This window comes from Microcoleus sp. Pol17C6 (genome assembly GCF_036701145.1).
In the GTDB taxonomy this organism is placed as follows: Bacteria; Cyanobacteriota; Cyanobacteriia; order Cyanobacteriales; family Microcoleaceae; genus Microcoleus.
On the sequence record NZ_JAUBQH010000066.1, the window covers coordinates 14,753 to 32,866 of the forward strand.

General features: G+C 47.5%; 16 protein-coding genes. 9 read left to right on the forward strand and 7 right to left on the reverse strand.

Features of this window, described 5'->3' with window-relative positions:
• Nucleotides 1-95: 95 nt before the first annotated feature.
• The gene (locus QUA25_RS24235; RefSeq protein WP_333041772.1) at nucleotides 96-3,212 is read right to left on the reverse strand and encodes a BTAD domain-containing putative transcriptional regulator; all 3,117 of its coding nucleotides are present in this window, start codon (nucleotides 3,210-3,212) and stop codon (nucleotides 96-98) included.
• A 221-nt stretch (nucleotides 3,213-3,433) separates the two neighbouring features.
• Between QUA25_RS24235 and QUA25_RS24240 the strand changes: the two genes are divergently transcribed.
• From QUA25_RS24240 to QUA25_RS24265, 6 genes are all read left to right on the forward strand, one after another.
• Nucleotides 3,434-4,459 (forward strand): SMP-30/gluconolactonase/LRE family protein, encoded by a 1,026-nt coding sequence (locus QUA25_RS24240; RefSeq protein ID WP_333041774.1) that lies wholly within the window; start codon nucleotides 3,434-3,436, stop codon nucleotides 4,457-4,459.
• Nucleotides 4,460-4,581: 122 nt separating this feature from the next.
• Entirely contained in the window at nucleotides 4,582-6,318 is a 1,737-nt protein-coding gene (locus QUA25_RS24245; protein WP_333041776.1) for a hypothetical protein, read from the forward strand.
• A 311-nt stretch (nucleotides 6,319-6,629) separates the two neighbouring features.
• Nucleotides 6,630-8,093 carry a DUF1565 domain-containing protein gene (locus QUA25_RS24250; RefSeq protein WP_333041778.1) on the forward strand — a complete coding sequence of 488 codons (1,464 nt, stop codon included), beginning with the start codon at nucleotides 6,630-6,632 and terminating at the stop codon, nucleotides 8,091-8,093.
• Between the two features lie 357 nt (nucleotides 8,094-8,450).
• Entirely contained in the window at nucleotides 8,451-8,786 is a 336-nt protein-coding gene (gene psb28, locus QUA25_RS24255) for a photosystem II reaction center protein Psb28 (protein ID WP_333041781.1), read from the forward strand.
• 83 nt (nucleotides 8,787-8,869) lie between these two features.
• Complete coding sequence (locus tag QUA25_RS24260) at nucleotides 8,870-9,376, forward strand: MogA/MoaB family molybdenum cofactor biosynthesis protein (protein ID WP_006632696.1); 507 nt, start codon at nucleotides 8,870-8,872, stop codon at nucleotides 9,374-9,376.
• 259 nt (nucleotides 9,377-9,635) lie between these two features.
• Nucleotides 9,636-10,568, forward strand: a complete 933-nt coding sequence (locus QUA25_RS24265; RefSeq protein WP_333041783.1) for a methylated-DNA--[protein]-cysteine S-methyltransferase — start codon at nucleotides 9,636-9,638, stop codon at nucleotides 10,566-10,568.
• 54 nt (nucleotides 10,569-10,622) lie between these two features.
• Here the strand turns inward: QUA25_RS24265 and QUA25_RS24270 are convergent, their stop codons facing one another.
• The 4 genes from QUA25_RS24270 to QUA25_RS24285 form a co-directional block, all read right to left on the reverse strand.
• Nucleotides 10,623-10,949 carry a hypothetical protein gene (locus QUA25_RS24270; protein ID WP_333041785.1) on the reverse strand — a complete coding sequence of 109 codons (327 nt, stop codon included), beginning with the start codon at nucleotides 10,947-10,949 and terminating at the stop codon, nucleotides 10,623-10,625.
• A complete protein-coding gene (locus tag QUA25_RS24275) occupies nucleotides 10,933-11,157 on the reverse strand; it encodes a DUF433 domain-containing protein (RefSeq protein WP_333041786.1) in 225 nt (74 codons plus the stop codon). Before QUA25_RS24275 ends, QUA25_RS24270 begins: the two co-directional genes overlap by 17 nt.
• Nucleotides 11,158-11,176: 19 nt before the next feature.
• Nucleotides 11,177-11,347: a hypothetical protein gene (locus QUA25_RS24280; protein ID WP_333041787.1), complete on the reverse strand. Its 171-nt coding sequence runs from the start codon at nucleotides 11,345-11,347 to the stop codon at nucleotides 11,177-11,179.
• Nucleotides 11,348-11,479: 132 nt separating this feature from the next.
• Nucleotides 11,480-12,382, reverse strand: coding sequence for an alpha/beta fold hydrolase (locus QUA25_RS24285; protein ID WP_333041789.1), 903 nt, complete (start codon nucleotides 12,380-12,382; stop codon nucleotides 11,480-11,482).
• Nucleotides 12,383-12,557: 175 nt separating this feature from the next.
• On the opposite strand from QUA25_RS24285, the gene QUA25_RS24290 reads away from it, so the two are divergent.
• Nucleotides 12,558-13,910: a cytochrome P450 gene (locus QUA25_RS24290; protein WP_333041791.1), complete on the forward strand. Its 1,353-nt coding sequence runs from the start codon at nucleotides 12,558-12,560 to the stop codon at nucleotides 13,908-13,910.
• 33 nt (nucleotides 13,911-13,943) lie between these two features.
• On the opposite strand, the gene QUA25_RS24295 is transcribed toward QUA25_RS24290, so the two are convergent.
• Together QUA25_RS24295 and QUA25_RS24300 are read right to left on the reverse strand one after the other, a co-directional pair.
• Complete coding sequence (locus QUA25_RS24295) at nucleotides 13,944-14,267, reverse strand: hypothetical protein (RefSeq protein WP_333041792.1); 324 nt, start codon at nucleotides 14,265-14,267, stop codon at nucleotides 13,944-13,946.
• Between the two features lie 303 nt (nucleotides 14,268-14,570).
• Complete coding sequence (locus QUA25_RS24300) at nucleotides 14,571-15,506, reverse strand: class I SAM-dependent methyltransferase (protein WP_333041794.1); 936 nt, start codon at nucleotides 15,504-15,506, stop codon at nucleotides 14,571-14,573.
• A gap of 331 nt (nucleotides 15,507-15,837) precedes the next feature.
• Between QUA25_RS24300 and QUA25_RS24305 the strand changes: the two genes are divergently transcribed.
• Nucleotides 15,838-16,740, forward strand: coding sequence for a hypothetical protein (locus tag QUA25_RS24305; protein WP_333041795.1), 903 nt, complete (start codon nucleotides 15,838-15,840; stop codon nucleotides 16,738-16,740).
• A gap of 219 nt (nucleotides 16,741-16,959) precedes the next feature.
• Nucleotides 16,960-17,901 carry a glutathione S-transferase C-terminal domain-containing protein gene (locus QUA25_RS24310; RefSeq protein WP_333041797.1) on the forward strand — a complete coding sequence of 314 codons (942 nt, stop codon included), beginning with the start codon at nucleotides 16,960-16,962 and terminating at the stop codon, nucleotides 17,899-17,901.
• Nucleotides 17,902-18,114 lie beyond the last annotated feature (213 nt).

The window sequence follows — 18,114 nt, forward strand, 5'->3', positions numbered from 1 at the left end:
GTTTAAAAAATTTGATCGGCGATATGAAGTAAAGTAAAGTTCCCTGTGATGAACACCATCCCTAATTGCAGTTCGCTACAACTAATGACTAATAACTAATGACTAATCTGTTCGATCGCCCGATCGACAGCAGTGCGGGCGCGGAAACTCAGCGCAGGGCGATCGATGCGATCGCGCAGCGATTCAAACCGCGCGATCGCCCCTTCTCGATCGCCCAAACCTAAAGCACCCTCAATCAAAATCGCCCAAGCCAGAGCAATCTCGCTGGGATGATCGACGGTCTGAGCAGCTTCTAAAGCAGCTTCAGCGCGGGCTGTTGCCAAAAGGAGTCGATCGCACTCTAAATCGACTTGAGCCGCCCCAATCAGCACATAAGACAGCATCCGTTTCGCATCCACCTGTTGCAAAGTCGCGATCGCCCGCTCCAAAGCAGCATCGGCTCCAGTTTGCTGAAGCTGATAGTTTGCTAAAGCTAAAAGTGCATTGGCGATCGCACCTTCACTGCCTTCGCCTTTGATTTTGGCTCCGACGATCGCCATTTCCTGACAATAAGGCAATGCCGCCGCCGGATCGCCCGCTTCCAGTTCCGTCATCGCCAAATAGCTGAGGTTATAACACTCGCACCAGCGATCCTGCTGGGCCGCCGCCGATCGCCACGCCTGTTGCCACAAAACTCGCGCTTGGGCATAGTTCCCGTGATGGCGCTGTACGGCACCGAACCCTTGGTCAATTCCGATGTTCTTCAAACCAACTCTCTCAGCCAGGGACTGCGCTTCTAGCAACAATGCTTCTGCCCGCGTCATTTCCCGTCCAATTTCCGCCAAGCAAGACCCGCCATAGGCCAGCAATCGCACGGCAGTAGCTGGACTGGATGCCCGACTTACCTCTGCTGCGCGCAGCGAGTGTTGATGAACGTTAGCGAAGTTGCTGCGATCGAAATGCAGGATCACCAATGCCTCAAGTCCCGTGGCTTCTGCTTCTTCTAAACCGAGAGCATTTGCTTCATCGATTAAGCGGTGCACCTCGCTGTCGAGTTGAGAGACTCGATCGCCAGTAACGCCTGTGATCGCACAAACCCGCAGCAATTTTAAATGCAATTGAATGCAAGTGCGATCGTCAAGTCCTTGACATTGCTCGATCCCAAGCTGAGCTAGGTCGGACGCCTCGGTGTAGGCAAACAATTTCAGGCAGCGTTCGGCGGCACAGAAGGCGCTAGACGCTGCTAATTCTCGATCGCCCCCGATGGCTGCGTGACGGGCAATATCGCCAGCCCAAGCGCTGTCTGGTGTGGAGAGTTGATTCAACTTATGGGCAATTTGCAAATGGATCAAATGGCGGCGCGGTTGTGACAACTGCCGGTAGACAGTCTGACGCACAATATCGTGAGCAAAGTCATAGCCCATTTCGTCACCGACAGAGGCGCTAGGACGGATAATGGTTTGTTGTTCGAGCTGTTCGATCGCCATCAGCAATTTCGGCAGGGGATAGTCTGCCACATGAGCCACCGCTGTCGGTTTGAAGCTCCGCCCCAATGCAGCGGCCCAAGGCAAAAATTCGCGAGCCATGTCATCCAATTGGTGGAGGCGATCGCGGATCAAAGCCTCTAAATTATCAGCATGAGTAGACCGATCCTGGGACAATGCCCGGGCAACTTCCAGCGCAAACAGGGGATTCCCCCCACTATCAATAAATACGCGATCGATCGCTTCTGGAGATAGCTCTAACGGATTAACCGCTTGCTGTCTGCGAATCAATTCAGCCGTTTGTTGTCGATCGAAAGGATGCAATTCCAGCGTTAGCAGCCGTCGTTCTCGTCTGAGAGCCTGCACCACCCGCGAGATGCCCGCATTCTCCTCTAGTTCCCTGGAACGCCCGGTGCAGGCGAATAAAACCGGCTTATGACTCAGCAAGCGGATGGCGTAGTGCAGCAATGCCGATGAGGCTTCATCGATCCACTGAATGTCATCCAGAATGACGATTAACGCAGCCTGATTGGCAGATTGAGCCAGCAATTGTACCACCGCATCAAACAGATGACTGCGATCGGGCGGAGCTTTCCCAGGTTGAGCGAGCTCTGGGAGCAAAAAACCTAGCTCTGGCGGAATGTTGAGGGCGGGGGGAATAACGATCGATCGCAAAGCATCAATCCAGATACCGTAGGGTCGCACCATCTCGGCGGCAAATCCGCGTCCCCACAGCACTTGCACCGCCTGTGCCGTCGATCGCAGCTCCTCCAGCAAGCGAGTTTTGCCGATTCCGGGTTCGCCCGCGAGCAAGAGCACTGGCGATGCCTCAGCGTTAGCGTTCGCGCCGCAGTTCCCAAGCAGTATCGAGCTTGCCCACTGCTGAATCGATGCCCATTCGCGATCGCGTCCCACTAGAGGCGACAAAGCCAAAGGTGAGGGAAACAAAGTCGTTTGGGGCAGCCCGGCGGAGTCAGAGGAACGTTGAATGTCGGGCGCTTCGTCTTCCAGCAACAGTTGCTCGTAGAGCTTGCGAGTGAGCGCACTAGGGTCAACTCCTAGTTCCTCGCGCAGCAAAGTCATGCAGCGGTGGTAGACTTGCAGTGCATTGGCGCGATCGCCATTCAAATGGTGCGATCGCATCAAAGCTGCGTAGCTGGTTTCGTGCAACGGATCGATCTCCAGTAAGCGCTGTGCAGAGCGGATTGCACCCCGATAATCACCCTGAGCTTCCGACAGGCGAGTCAGAGATTCGAGCGCATGAAGCAATTTCTGTCGCAGGTGTTCGCGCTCTGGAAAAATCCACTCATCCTCACAACTCGGCAGCAAATCACCGCCGTAAAGTGCGATCGCTTGCTCCCAGGCTGTTCTGGCACCGTTAACATCTGCGGCTCGTTCCGCTGCTTCTGCTGCGGCGAATGCCCGTTCAAACTCAGCCACATCCAGCACGAAAGGCGCATGGGGATTCCATTGCAGGGTTTTGGCATCCGCCAGCAGGTAGCGATCGGCATCGGGGAGTCCGTGACGCAGGTGATGCAATTCCCGGCGCAGGTTGGTGCGAGCTTGGGCCTCCGTTGAATCGGCCCAGAATTGAAAGGCAAGCCGCTGACGGGTTTGCGGGATATCGCGGTGCAGTACCAGGTAAGCCAACAAAGCTTGCGGGCGCTCTGCGGTGACACCGACAACGGGTTTGTCTGCACAGGAAAGGCAGAATCCGCCTAGTAGTTTGATATCTAAGGTAGAAAGCATATAGCTGGATATTATTTGTGATTTTAATCCATGCTCCGGCGTGTTAACTTCAGGAATGTCCGCAGGTGGCGATCGCTCATTGAAATGACATTGCTATACTATGTTATCCGCGCGGCGGTCTGTTTGAAGCTACACTTTTGTATTCTTAATATAAATGTAAGATAGATGCGGTACGATCTATTTTACCACCGCTCTCAATCAATGCAATTAACAAGTCAAACATGACCGCCAAAATTGCTACAATCAGCCTCTTGTTTATACTTTTGAGTCTAGGATTCAGCAACAGGCTCTCCAAAAATCCGCTGTTAAAACTTTTCCCTGACAGCAACTCCACCAACAAATTAACACCGGGATTGACAATGTTAACCGCCCAAACGGAAGCCAGGGATAAAAAAAATACCATACCAAATATTCTCGATAACAGCGCAAAATTAGAAAAACTAGCTGGCGATTTTCAATTTATAGAAGGCCCAATTTGGCATCCAGACGGCTTTTTTCTGTTCAGCGATATTCCCGCCAATATTATCTATAAATTCGCCTCAAATCAGCAAGTTGAGGTATTTCGCCGGCCTTCGGGAAAAGCCAACGGTAATACTTTAGACAAAGAAAACCGCTTACTTACTGCCGAACACGAAAATCGCCGCGTATCGCGCACAGAAAAAGACGGCAAAGTTATCACATTGGCTGATAGATACGAGGGCAAGCGGCTCAACAGCCCGAACGATTTGGTCGTTAAATCCGACGGCAGCATTTATTTTACCGATCCGTCCTACGGTGTTAGTAAAGACCAGGAAGAATTGGGTTTTTACGGTGTTTACAGGCTGGCACCCGACGGGAAATTAACTCTGCTGGTTAAGGATTTGGTGCTGCCGAATGGCATTGCCTTTTCACCAGACGAGCAAAAGCTTTATGTTAACAACTCGGAAGCGGGATACATTGCTGTTTTTGATGTAAAACCGGACGGAACTGTTACCAACCAGCAGCTTTTTGCGGATTTAAAAGATGCCAGTAAAGGCGGAGTTCCCGACGGTCTAAAAGTTGATGTAGAGGGGAATGTTTACAGCACCGGGCCGGGGGGAGTGTGGATTTTTTCGCGAGGTGGCAAGCTTTTGGGGAAGATTTCTGTGCCTGAGACGGCGACTAATTTAGCTTGGGGAGAAAGCGATCGCAAAACGCTTTACATTACTGCAAGTAAAAGTCTTTATCGAATTCGGCTTAAAATTCCGGGCGTGCGGGCTGGAAAATGATCTAAAATCGGGCGAAGTTGAAAGTAAAGTGACATTTGCAGGCGAATCTCATATAAAGTATTTGTTTGTAGTAGTTCTTCAGCGCTGCTGCGAACTTTTATTTAAGACATTTTTTGACTGCGATGTTCATAGCCCGCTTGCATAAATTTCTGACTGCGACTGTGGATGAAAAATCCCGATCGCGCACAATATTTTGGTTGACTCTGAGCTTGACATTTGCCGCAGTTTATGCTATTTTAGGACTCAAGCAAGTCTTTAGCGCCGAGTATATGGTGCAAGACGATGCGAGGCAGCACGTTTTCTGGATGATGCGGTTTGTCGATCCTGAATTATTCCCCAACGATTTCATTGCTAATTACTTTCAATCAGTCGCCCCCGCAGGATACAGCACGCTCTACAAATTAGCAACAACAATTGGCATTCACCCGCTATTATTTCACAAAATATTGCCGCTATTTCTCTGCTTAATTTCCACTTATTACTGTTTTGGCTTTTGCCTAGAAATTCTGCCAGTGCCGATGACTGGATTTATTGCATCTTTGCTGCTAAATCAGCATATGTGGATGACCGACGATTTGGCTTCCACAACGCCAAGAGCTTTTATCTATCCGATATTTCTTGCTTTTTTATATTATTTGTCGCGCAGTTCGTTGTTGCCTTGTTTGGGGGCGATCGCGCTGATCGGACTATTCTATCCTCCTTACGCCTTGGTTGCTGCCGGAATTTTAGTTTTGCGGCTGCTATGCTGGAAAAACGGCGGTTTGTGCTTGTCGGGCGATCGAACTAATTACCTATTTTGCACTACTGGTTTGGGAGTAATCTTTTTAGTAATGCTGCCCTATGCCTTAGATAACTCTGAATTTGGCCCAACTTATACCGCAGCAGAAGCGAAGCAAATGGCCGAATTTGTCCCCAGTGGCAGAAATGCTTTTTTTCGTCCAAATCCTAAAGATTATTGGTTGACAGGGCGGGGCAGCGGGATGTTTCCCAAGTCGCTGTTTACGCCTGTAACTCACTGTGTCGGGCTGTTATTTCCGCTGCTGCTGTTTTTGCGATCGGCTTTTCCCTTAGCCAATCAGATTCAAAGCAAAATCTGGCTTTTGCTTCAGCTATTTTTAGCATCCTCGGCGATGTTTTTTGCGGCTCATGCTACCATTTTTAAGCTGTATCAACCAGGTCGCTATACTGCCTACAGCTTGCGATTTATTGTTGTTTTAATAACTGCGATAGTCCTAACTTTAATTATCGATGGAGTCGGTTATTGGGCATCAAAAACCGCAACAATATTTCAGTTTAAAAATCAAGTTGCCCTAATGACGACAGCAATTATCGCTGTCGCAGTGGTGCTTTATCCCTGCTTGGTTGAAAAATTTCCTACTGTCGGGTATATAGAAGGTAAGATGCCGGCTTTGTACAAATTTTTTGAGCAACAACCTAAAGATATCCTGATTGCTTCGATCGCGACCGATACGGATCATTTGCCAACATTTAGTCAGCGTTCGGTTCTGGTGGCCAAGGAATATGCAGTGCCTTATCAGAAAGGCTACTACAGTAAATATCGGCAGCGACTTAACGATTTAATTCGCGCTCAATACACTCCAGATCGAGCTGTATTGCAAAAATTTATTAATCAATATGGAGTTGATTTTTGGATGCTCGATCGCAATGCTTTGACTCTTCAGTATATAAAGGATGATGGCTGGCTAAATCAATTTGACTCTACACCGGAGGCGAGGCTTTCTCTCGAACAATGGAAAATTCCCGCCTTAGCTTCAGCAATGACAAGTTGTGCTGTTTTTCAGAATGAAATTTTAGTGGTTTTGGAGGCGTCTTGTATTGGGAAATTGACCGGGAATTAAGGCGAGGCAGATCCATAAATAAATCCGTTACCATCCTCGGACTGGGAACCAGAAAAAAATTGGGTTTCTTGACTAAAAATCTCGGTTTTCCGGTTGAACCGGAGGCCAAAAACCCGGTTTGCGACCCTAAAATTAGTAGTTTAGTGATTTGTAGGGAGAATCCCGCTGCCGTTGGCACTGCTGATGACTAATGTTGCGGATATGGTGCAATTAAATAATCTCTTCAAAGGTGAATATAGATCCGGGGTCTGCTTGGTAGACAATGAAAATTCCACAAAAGCTCGATCGCCAATTATCTCTTCAACAAAAACATGGCAACACTTTACGTCAACCCGCAAACAGGCAGCGATTCCGCAGTCGGCAGCCAATCAGCCCCATTCAAAACTATAGCCCGCGCGATTATCGGTCGCGCTGCATCGGGAACTACGATTCAGTTAGCACCGGCAACTTATAGCGATGCTACTGGCGAAAAATTCCCCTTGGAAATTCCCTCGGGAGTAAAAGTTATTGGCAATGAAGCTAACAAAGGTAGAGGCATTCTGATTCAAGGTAGTGGCAAATTTGTCAGTCCCACCGCTGCAGACCAAAATACCACCATACTACTAGCAACTAATTCCCAATTGCGGGGAGTAACTGTCACTAATCTCGATAGTCGTGGCACGGGAGTCTGGATTGAGTCAACTTCTCCGACTGTGGCTAACTGCACTTTCACTCAATGCAAGCGCGAAGGCATTTTTGCCACTGGAACCGCTAATCCTGCGATTCTCGACAACATATTTGTGGCAAACTCTGCGGCTGGGGTGATTATGGCGAGAACTGCTAAGGGAGTAATACGGCGCAATATTTTTCAAAAGACGGGTTTCGGCATTTCTCTGCAAGCTCAGTCGGCTCCTTTGATTGCTGATAACCAAATTTTGGAAAATCGCTCCGGTATAGTTTTAGCGGGGGAATCTCAGCCAATTTTACGCAATAATCGCATCGAAAAAAATACGGAATACGGTTTGACTGCGGTGGGGAAGTCCCTGCCCGATATGGGTAATGCTGAAGATTTGGGCGGCAATATCTTTCAGAACAACGGCGAATTAGACTTGCAAAATGCGACGGGAGTTAAGATTTCTGCGGTGGGAAATCAGCTCAATTCTTCGCGGGTGAAAGGTTTATTTGATTTGGGCAATGTGACGCCAACTCCGACTCCTGGCGGGCTAAAATTCAGCGACATCAGCACGCATTGGGCTAAGGATTTTATCGATCGCTTGGCAAAGATGAATATTGTTAGCGGGTTTCCCAACGGCACTTTTCAACCTTACGAGATTGTAACTAGAGCTCAGTTTGCGGCTATGCTGGCGAAGGCGTTTGAATTGGTGCCGCGCCGTGAGGCGACGGTTTTTAAGGATGTGGCGGTGGATTTTTGGGCGCGGGGAGCGATCGACCAAGCTAATCGAGCTGGCTTTTTGGCTGGATATCCAGACAGCACGTTTCGCCCGGAGCAGAATTTGACTAGAGTTCAGGCGATCGTATCTTTGGTAAACGGCTTGCAGTTGGCGGGCGGCAACCCCAATTCTTTGAGCGTTTATGTCGATCGAGCTCTAATTCCCAGTTTTGCCACCGACGAGATAGCAACCGCCACAGAGCGCAAAATCGTGGTCAACTATCCCGCGCGGGAAAAACTTTCCCCCGCCCACGACATCACCCGGGGCGAGATATCCGCCCTCCTCTACCAAACTCTGGTAGCCACAAAGCGGGCCGAGCCCATTAACTCTCCCTACATCGTCTAAGGGAATTGGGAGACAAGGGAGAGGAGAACTTGGGGTACAAAGAACTCACATCTTCCACCATTCTTAAGAACAGGCTTTCCGGCCTGTTCCACAAAGAGTAGATTTTCTTGTGGGGAGTAGGGGTTGGGCAGGAGAGCCCGCCCTGAAAGGATTATTGAGAATGGTGCAATATCTCAGAAGAACCAACCCATCTCCCCTCGCCCTTGTCTCCGATTCCCTCACTCTCACCCACTCTCATCCACTCTCACCCACTCTCGCCCGCTTCCACTCTCCCAAGTCTTGATTTGTGAGTACCCGAATCGTTTTATGATTAAACATTAAGAAATTAAGCAATCCTTAAGGTTTGAGTGTCAGATTATGGCTAAAATTCAATTCTCTCGGGGTATAGACGAAGATTCTGTACCCGAAGTGCGCCTAACCCGTTCTAAAAGCGGAGATCAAGGCACTGCCACGTTTATCTTTGAAAATCCCAAAGCTCTCAGCAGCAGCAGTACCGAAGACATTACTGGAATGTACATGATCGACGAAGAAGGCGAAATCCTCACTCGCGAGGTTAAGGCTAAGTTCATCAACGGTCAGCCTGCTGGTTTGGAAGCTCTTTATCTAATGAGAAGTTCCACAGAATGGGATCGATTTATGCGTTTCATGGAACGTTACTCGGAAGCAAACGGTTTAGGATTTAGCAAGGCATAATGGGTAGTTGGTAATTGGTAATTGGTAATTGGTAATTAGCCGATCGCCGGTTGCCGGTTGCCGATTGCTTAGAAGAAGAAACTATGACGCAAATTCCTCACCCCGACTTATCTAAAATAACCGTAAACTGCGCTATCATTACTGTTAGCGACACGCGCTCGGCCGAAACAGACAATAGTGGCTTGTTAACTAAGAAGCTGCTAAAAGATGCGGGTCACTCGGTGGTAGCTTACACTGTTGTTAAAGATGATGCGGCCAAAATTGTATTGCAAATGCAGGCTTTTTCCCAGCGTGAAGATGTGGATGCAATCATTTTTAACGGCGGCACGGGCATCGCTCCCCGAGATACCACTTATGATGTGATGGAGAGTTTGCTAGACAGGATTTTACCAGGATTTGGTGAGATATTTCGGTTTTTGAGCTATCAAGAAATTGGTTCGAGGGCGATCGCCTCTCGCGCAGTTGCAGGCGTGTATCAAGGCAAGTTAGTCTTTTCTCTTCCGGGCTCTAGCAATGGCGTGAAACTAGCTGTGGAAAAGCTAATTTTACCTGAATTAGTTCACTTGGTGACGCAGTTGCGGGGAGGGTGAGATCGAAAGTTCGGTTAAGTGACTGACCGAAAGAAATTTGGTTACAAGTCGCCCGAGGCATCCGTGGAGCGAGAAAAAAGCTCGCTCATCCTCATCGCCAGCCCCCGGGTTTAGCAGTGAGCTCGCTTTCTTCAATCTAAAATCTAAAAGCTAAAATCGACTGACTGCATTCACCGCAAGAAACGGGTGGCTTTGAGCCTGCTCTATGGCTAAAGTAAGGAAACATCAAAATTCCCTTGATTTAGACTAGATGATTTCGATGCAGAATGCGAGTGTCTATGCTAGCGAAGATTATCACCGGATTGCTCGGGCGATCGCCTTTATGCGACAACACCACCTAAACCAGCCCAATCTGGCAACTGTGGCCCAACACATAGGACTGAGTGAATATCATTTTCAACGGCTATTTACTCAATGGGCCGGCATTAGCCCCAAGCGGTTTTTGCAATATCTGACAGTTGAATATGCCAAGTCAAAAATCACTCACACTAAAAGCCTTCTAGACCTAACATTGGACGTGAGACTATCGAGTCCCGGACGATTACACGATTTATTTGTGAACTTAGAAGCAATGTCACCAGGGGAGTTCAAAGCAGGCGGAGCAGGTTTGCAAATTCGCTATGGCATTCATGATACCCCGTTTGGCACATCTCTAATCGCTACAACGGTTCGTGGTATTTGTAATCTTTATTTCTTGGATACAACAGACGAACAAACTGCCGAACAAAGACTGCGATTGGCATGGAAAAACGCTGAAATCATTCGTGATGAGCAAACCACTCAATCATTGTGTGACCTGATTTTCAATTCAGAAACTCTCAGCGAGCAAAAACCACTAACGCTCTTGGTAAAAGGCACTAACTTTCAGATTCAAGTTTGGCGAGCACTGTTGAAATTGCCATTTGGTGCGATCGCCACCTATCAGACGATAGCTCAAATGGTAGCACGCCCAACTGCTGCTAGAGCTGTAGGAAATGCGATCGGTAAAAATGCGATCGGCTATCTAATTCCGTGTCACCGAGTCATTAGAGAATCTGGAGAACTCGGTGGCTATGGCTGGGGAGTAGAGCGTAAAACAGTCATGTTAGGTTGGGAAGCTAGCCATACAATCTGCGGAACCACCCTCGCAGGAATAGAGCGATCTAACGGTGTCAATCACCCGCAGCAGACTACCTCCGTTCCCAACACATAACCTCTGTGCGATCGGGTGCATGGGCGTTGTTTTGCTGCGTCACCTAGAGAACTTTTAAGAACCTCCGACTTCAATCACTTCCCCCGGAGTAATAGTATTCAAAACGTTACGAGCATCTGGTAGCAGAGGAAGTAAATCAGGAAGTCTGTTGCTGGATGCTACAAGAACAACGACTGCTACTCCAGCTTGCTGCAAGTTTTGCTGATAACGCAAATTTTGATCGGTGGTAAGCAGAATCGTGAAGCCCTCTTGACTCATAAGCAGCAGTAATTCACCGTTCTTTTTTCCTGACCATCCCATCTCAACAACTGTGCGTATCTCGTAATCAGCAAGTTCACGCTTTAAAGGTCGTGGGGCACATTCATCAAGCAGGATTCGCATAGGCTGTCAACATTTCCTTTGCTAATTCAAGAGCTGCTATTGTCTGTTCCCGACTGACACTAGGGAAATGGTCTAGAAATACCTCTAATGAATCACCAGCCTTAAGATAATCAAGTAGGGTTCTCATTGGTACACGAGTCCCAACAAAAACAGGGGTTCCCCCCAGAATATCGGGGTCGCTATGAACAACACGGGATGTTAATGTCATAACAAATTCAGCCAACGGGCTACCAGCTTTTACAACAATTGTATCCCAAAGTCATTTGATTTTCGTAAGCAGAATGCCAAACCAAAGGATCGCCAACATCCATTTCATCTAAAACTACAACTTTTAGCAGTTTAGGCTGGCAAGTTAGCCATACAATCTGCGATCGATCATCGATCGCTCGGGATAGCATTACTCTTTTTGCTACTTGCCTTCGCCATCAGCCACAAATAAATTTCAGGCTGCGATCTGGCGAGCAAAAATTAAATTTTCCTAACGGAAAACTTAAGCTGCATCTGGATATCTGCTTGCTCTAGGAGCCGCCCTAATTTAGACTCCTATTGTAGAAATCAGCAACTTTGTCAACGTACATCTTGGGGTTCGTATTGTAGCTTTCTGGATGTTTCTTCGCATTGGTTTCCCAATATTCTGCCGAAGGATATGCTTCTCGGAGTTGGCGAGCGTTTTGTATAGGCGTATAAGGATCGATCGCACTGTGAATAATTAAAACAGGCCTAGGGAAAATACGACCTATCTCCTGCACTGGCTTAGAAGAAGTTAGATCGTATCCAGTCAACAAATGTCCAAACATCATGGTAGAAAGAAGAAATATCCCAGGTAATCCTGAAGCTGACTGCCAATGCTTCTGAATAATTGGATAAACCTCTGCGTAACTACTGTCAGTGACCACTGCTCCGATGTCTGAGTCATCTGCTGCTGCTCCAATTACAGTAGCAGAACCCATTGAAAAACCTAAAACCCCAATCTTTTTTGGCTTAAAGCCCCTGGTTTTAAGCCAATCCACTCCTGCAATAACATCTCGCCTTTCTGTAATTCCAAAGGTGAAGCGAGAATCAGCACTTTGCCCATGTCCTCGCAGATCGATCATAAGTATCGAAAAGCCTTTTTGATTCATAGCTGAACCAAACTCGGCAAACTTTCCAGCCAGCTCACAAGTCCGACTGGAATTCAATCCATGTACTAAAATTAATACCTTGTCTGTTGCTTTTTCTGGAATAAACCAACCAGCAATCTCCACGCCATCAGGTGTACGAAATTTTACATTTTCAGGAGGAACAGCAAAAACAGATGCTTTAAGAGGGTCAAAGCATCTGTTTGGCTTTGAAAGAGTATGTCCTGCATAAGCTGAGATGCCGAAATAGCCAACCACTAGAAATGCTGAGATACCAGAAGCTAAATTGATAAAAAGATGCTTTTTGGCTTTCATCTATTTTGTTACCTAATTCTTGAAGATTATTTTAAGCGAATGCTCTCTTCATAGTTCTGGTGTAACTTACGCTCAGAAACCCGGTTTCTACCCAATGTCGATCGATCGCAGATAAATTTCAGGGTGCAAGGTCGATCGATATACACTAGAAACATTGTGTATCGCCAGTTTTTCAATGACGCTGCCTACCGGATCTCGTTCTCCTGCTTTGTTCCAAACGCTTTCGCTGGTAGCTGACCCGATCGCATTTTTCGATCGCTACTCTGCCAAATACGGCGATACATTTACCGCCCGCGTGTTGGGGCCCGCTTCGCCCCCCGTGGTGTTTCTGGGCCGTCCAGAAGCGATTCAGGCGGTGTTTACGACCTTAGCCGATGCCTTTGAGTTTGGCAAAGTGACCAACGTATTTCGCCCGCTGGTGGGAAATGAATCCCTCATTATGAATGAAGGGCCGCGACATCTGCGACAGCGACAGCTATTAATGCCCGCGCTGCATCGGGAACAGTTGCACAGTCAAGGGCATTTGATTGTTGATTTGACGAAAAAGCAGACGATCGACTGGAAAGCCCCAGATGCGATCGCAGTCCGCGAAGAAATGTCAGAAATTTCGCTGCAAGTAATCTTGCAAGTCGTGTTTGGATTAGTGCCGGGAGAGCGCTACGAACGGCTGAAACAATTGCTCAGCAATCTTTTAGAGGCTATTACCTCTGAACTGTACTCGATGCAATTTTTCTTTGAACCGTTGCAGCAAAATTTAGGGCCTTGGAGCCCGTGGGGGCAGTTTTTGCAGCAGATGGCGCAGATTGACTCGCTGATTTATGCGGAAATTGCCGAGAGGCGATCGCATTCTCTCGATTCGTCTCGCACGGATATTCTGTCAGTGTTAATGATGGCTCGCGACGACAGCGGCGAATCCCTCGGCGATCGAGAATTGCGCGATCAGTTGATGACGCTGTTGTTGTTGGGACATGAAACGACTGGATCGGCGTTGACTTGGGCGTTTTACTGGCTGCATCAGTTTCCCCAATGCCTTGCGACGTTGCGGAAGGAATTGGATGAATTAGGCGAGAATCCCGATCCGATCGCGCTTTCGCAGTCGCCCTACTTAACAGCAGTCTGCAAGGAAGCGCTGCGGGTTTATCCAATTGCCTTAATTTCGCAGCCGCGCAAGGTGAAACGGACGATCGAACTCGAAGGCTATACATATCAACCGGGAACGATTTTAATCCCCTGTGTCTATTTGGCCCACCGTCGCCCTGAAACCTACGAAAATCCCGCTCAATTCAATCCCGATCGCTTTTTAGATCGCAAGTTTTCCGCCTCTGAATTTTTACCCTTTGGAGGCGGGAGTCGAAGCTGCATCGGGATGGCGTTATCGATGTTTGAAATGAAGCTGGTTTTAGCAACGGTGCTATCTTCCCGTGAGTTTGTATCGAATATCGATCGGCTTATTCGTCCGGCGCGCCGGGGAATCACCTTTGTGCCGCCCGATCGGTTTCGATTAACAGTTGTGGGCGATCGGCGTTAGATGAGAGTGAAATGCCGTGTCAAGCAAGATATGTTATTCGATGAAAATCCCAGCAACTTTGTCTTCATTCATAGTCATGTGTGCCACAAATTCATCTCCACCATCTTCAAAACTCAGCTTCCACAAATAAATCGGAAAATTACCTTGTTTTATCTCACCAAAATAATTAATTGAGTATCCCTTTTGCAGGCGGGAAGCAAGCTGCTCGCTAACGTCGTCAAACATTTTTTGTGTAATGCTCGCTTTGTAGCCTGCATCACCGACTGTAGTAAAAAGCTCGTAATTTTTCGTTGCAGTGGCATCCAAGATAACCTGCAAACAATCGATGATGTTTTGAGAGGGGGCTGTCGGGTTCATGAAGATGTCCTTCTTTTAGGGTTCTATCAAAATGTCTAACAAATGGCGCTGTGAATAGCTTCTACGGCTGTCCAATATCAAATCCGGTAGGATGGGAATTATTTATCGGTAGGGGGCGCGATCGCAGGAATGTTTAAATCCACAGATTAGACTATTTACACTCAGGCACCGTCCCAAGGATTGAATAATATCTATGTAACTTTACCATTTATAGCAGTTTTCAATCGAATTAAATAAATACAGCTTTAGACACGGCACTGCCGTGTCCTACCCGATATCTGTACTTCACTATACTGAAAACCGCTATATGGCCTCAGCAACAATAGTGCGGTGTCGGACTGTATTGCAAGTGATTGTCGGCTGGGCAAAACCAGAATCAACTAAAGCTTGCTCGATATCCAACCCAAAATACTGATCCAAATAAGGCTCCGTACTCTTGAGCAAAGTCAAAATATAAGGAGGCATTTTGGCATACACTTCCGACTGAGGATTCATATCCATAATTGTCAAATGTCCGCCCACACGTAGCAAACGCCTCGCTTCCCGGAACACTTCTCTAGTAGCTTTCTGCGGCAATTCGTGACAAACTAAACAAATAGAAACTAAATCAAAAGCAGCCGCCGGCAAACCAGTAGATTCAGCAGCAGCGTGAACCCAAGTCGGAGATTTTTGATTTAAAGATTGGGATTCTCGCTGTTGGGAACGGTATTTAGCAACGGCTAAGAAATAAGGCGACAACTCCACCCCAGTCATCTTCGCTTCCGGGTAAACCTCCCCAAGAGCAAAGGTACTCATTCCCACACTGCATCCCAAATCAACAATATCTTGCGGCGAAGAAGCAATTTGAGATTTGATGACTTCGTGATAGCTGGCGCGGAGTTTAGCATCGCCTTCTGCACCCGCTTCCGGCCAAATTCCCGCGTGAACTGTACGGGCGGCAACTTCAAATTCTGTAGCAGCTTCCCAGCTCATATTACCTTTTTCATAAGCGTGAAATGAAGTTAGATAATATTTCGGGTAAACCAGATCGGGATTTTGGACGCTGAGCAATTCTGCATCCCAATTCCGGGACAAAAGTGCTTGGACTTCTTGTCGCCAATGCACCCCAATTTTTTCGGCTCTTTTCATCATCATTTCCCGTGCTTGGTGCTTGGCTAGATTAGCCAAAGGCTTGATGGAGAGTACGCCATTTACTAAACGCGAGGCTAATCCCGGAGTTGTGTTAACTGCAACAGTCATATTTTATTTTTTTCTATTTTGCGCCATTTATTTTAACACGTTTGGGCGATTTTGAGTCGGTAAATATAATGAAACTTAACTTTGTGCTGGCGAGTGAAATGCAAATGTTTTGTGGAAAAGACTTTTTTTTAATGAACCGCAGAGGGCGCAGAGAACGCAGAGTTAGAGAAGAGAGAAAAGCTCAGAGGATTGCAAAACAGGAGCTGGTAGTCTAATATCTATTTGTGCTTACCTACTTAGTTCTGGGAATTCATCTGGAATCTGGAATCGGATTTGCCGAAGTTGGAGTATTTGGAAGAACACTTTAAATCTGGCTATTCAGGAGTTTGTGATGAGCAAATCTATTGTGGAATTGGTTGACAATCTGCCGTCGGGTGGCGTCACTGTGAAGATGTTAAAATCTCTCGATTTTGTGGTTCCGGGCGAGTGGAACAATCTAACGGGTTTTGATAATACTATTGAAGCGGTTACAGGGGAAACAAAGCGCAAATTAGTTGGGAAAATTCGCGATCGCGCGATCGAGCTTTACGCTAACCCCAACGAGCCATATCAAGGCGTAGTCAGGCTTTACCAGTTAGCAGACAGCGCCGACAGTGCGTTAGGTGCAACGGCTATGGCGAATAAAATCGGCGAAAACATCGGCTTTCTTTCCTTTCTGAACCGCCTCACTCCCAAAGCTGACACCACTCAAACGATCGACTTGTGCGTCAAAGTGGCGATCGAGCTAATAGCCTACTGCAAACTTAACAATATTTCCCTTAACAATGTGGGAAGCTTTGGTAATTATTTATCCCATTACAAAGACGAATCTCTGATGCGGATGGCTGCTTTAGTTTGTGCTGACGGTTTAATTCCCCTTGGCCCGGACTTCATTAGAGTAGCACAAAATACCATAGGCGGATTGAATCCTTCAACCTTGCAGCAAAACTCAACATTCCAAAATATTAGCAACCTAATTCCCGGCGCAAATAATTCACAAAAGTTCGGATTTGTGACAACTACTTTCGCTTCAGCGCAAGGTTGGATGAACAATTTAGTACAGTCTCGCGGCTTAACTCCCGCCATAGTTTTAGGCAATCTCAAGCAATACGTTGATGTTACCGATGACAAATTGGATTATGTGGCGGCGTTTTTAGACATGACTACCAATTATTACGAACATACGGGAATTCAGACGGTTGCTCGCCGATTGATCGATCGAGCTTATGCTGAAATAGCCTCTGGCAGAGACTAGAAAAGTCCTTCCCAGGTGAGGGAAAACAGCGAACAGCGAGGCAGAGCCTCTGGATATGCGTTCCCAGGCTCTGCCTGGGAACGAGCGAACAAACTTGGCTCGCAATGTGAGTTAAAATAAGCAGATTATGTTTAGCAAACCTATTTTAATCGCATTGTGAAAAACAAATCGCTTCCTTCATCCGTAACAGTCAAGCTAGGCAAATTTGTCTGGACATCAATGTGGCAATTAATGATGTCAAAACTAGCGCCGCCCGATCGCACCGGAGCATACATTCGCCCCACCAGCAGTTTCCGCAACTTTGTCAGCACTGCACCAGACAACCCTCACGGGTCCGCTGCGGGACGCTATCGCCTCTTTGTGGGTACGGGATGCCCTTGGGCGCACCGCACTCTGGTGACGAGGGCCCTCAAAGGGCTTGAAGATGCGATATCGGTGTCGATTGTCTATCCCTCGGAAGGGGGAATGTGGGTGATGGAGTCGCAGACATTTGGCTGCAATACGATGCCGGAACTTTACCAGTTGGCTTTACCGGGCTATCAAGGGCGGTGTACGGTGCCGGTGCTGTGGGATGAGTCGAAAAAGACGATCGTCAATAACGAGAGTTCGGAAATTATTGTGATGCTAAACTCGGAGTTTAACGAGTTTGCTAGCAATCCTCAAATGGATCTTTATCCTCTGGATTTGCGATCGCAAATTGACGAGTGGAATGAGAAGATTTACCAATCGGTGAATAACGGCGTTTATCGCTGCGGTTTCGCCCAATCTCAAGCTGCTTATGACTCGGCTTGCAGTGAATTGTTTGCTGTTTTAGACGAGATCGATCGCTCGCTCTTGAGGAGTCGTTACCTTTGTGGCGATCGGGTGACTTTAGCAGACGTGCGGCTTTTTACTACTCTATTCCGTTTTGATGCTGTTTATTACAGCTTGTTCAAATGCAATGTGCGCCGCATTCAAGATTACGAGCATTTGGGAGCTTATCTGCGCGATTTGTACCAGTTACCGGGAGTTGCTGGCACTTGCGATTTGGAGGCTGTGAAGCGCGATTATTACGGCAATTTGTTCCCGCTGAATCCCGGCTGCATTATCCCCGCTGGACCCGATCCGGCGAGTTTGCTCAAAGCTCACGATCGCGCAGGGCTCAGAAACCGGGTTTCTTAACAAAATCGGGCCTGAAGATGCCAGAATAATCGCAGAAACCCGGTTTCTAGGATGCTTGGGCGATCGCGCAGGGAATCAGAAACCGGGTTTAGCTCGTTCCCAGCCTCTGCCTGGTAACACATTCCCAGAGGCTCTGCCCATTCGTAACAAGTTAAGCCTGTATGGCAGTTGTCAAGGGGATTTCAGAAGATGTCTCAAAGAAATATTGGTTCA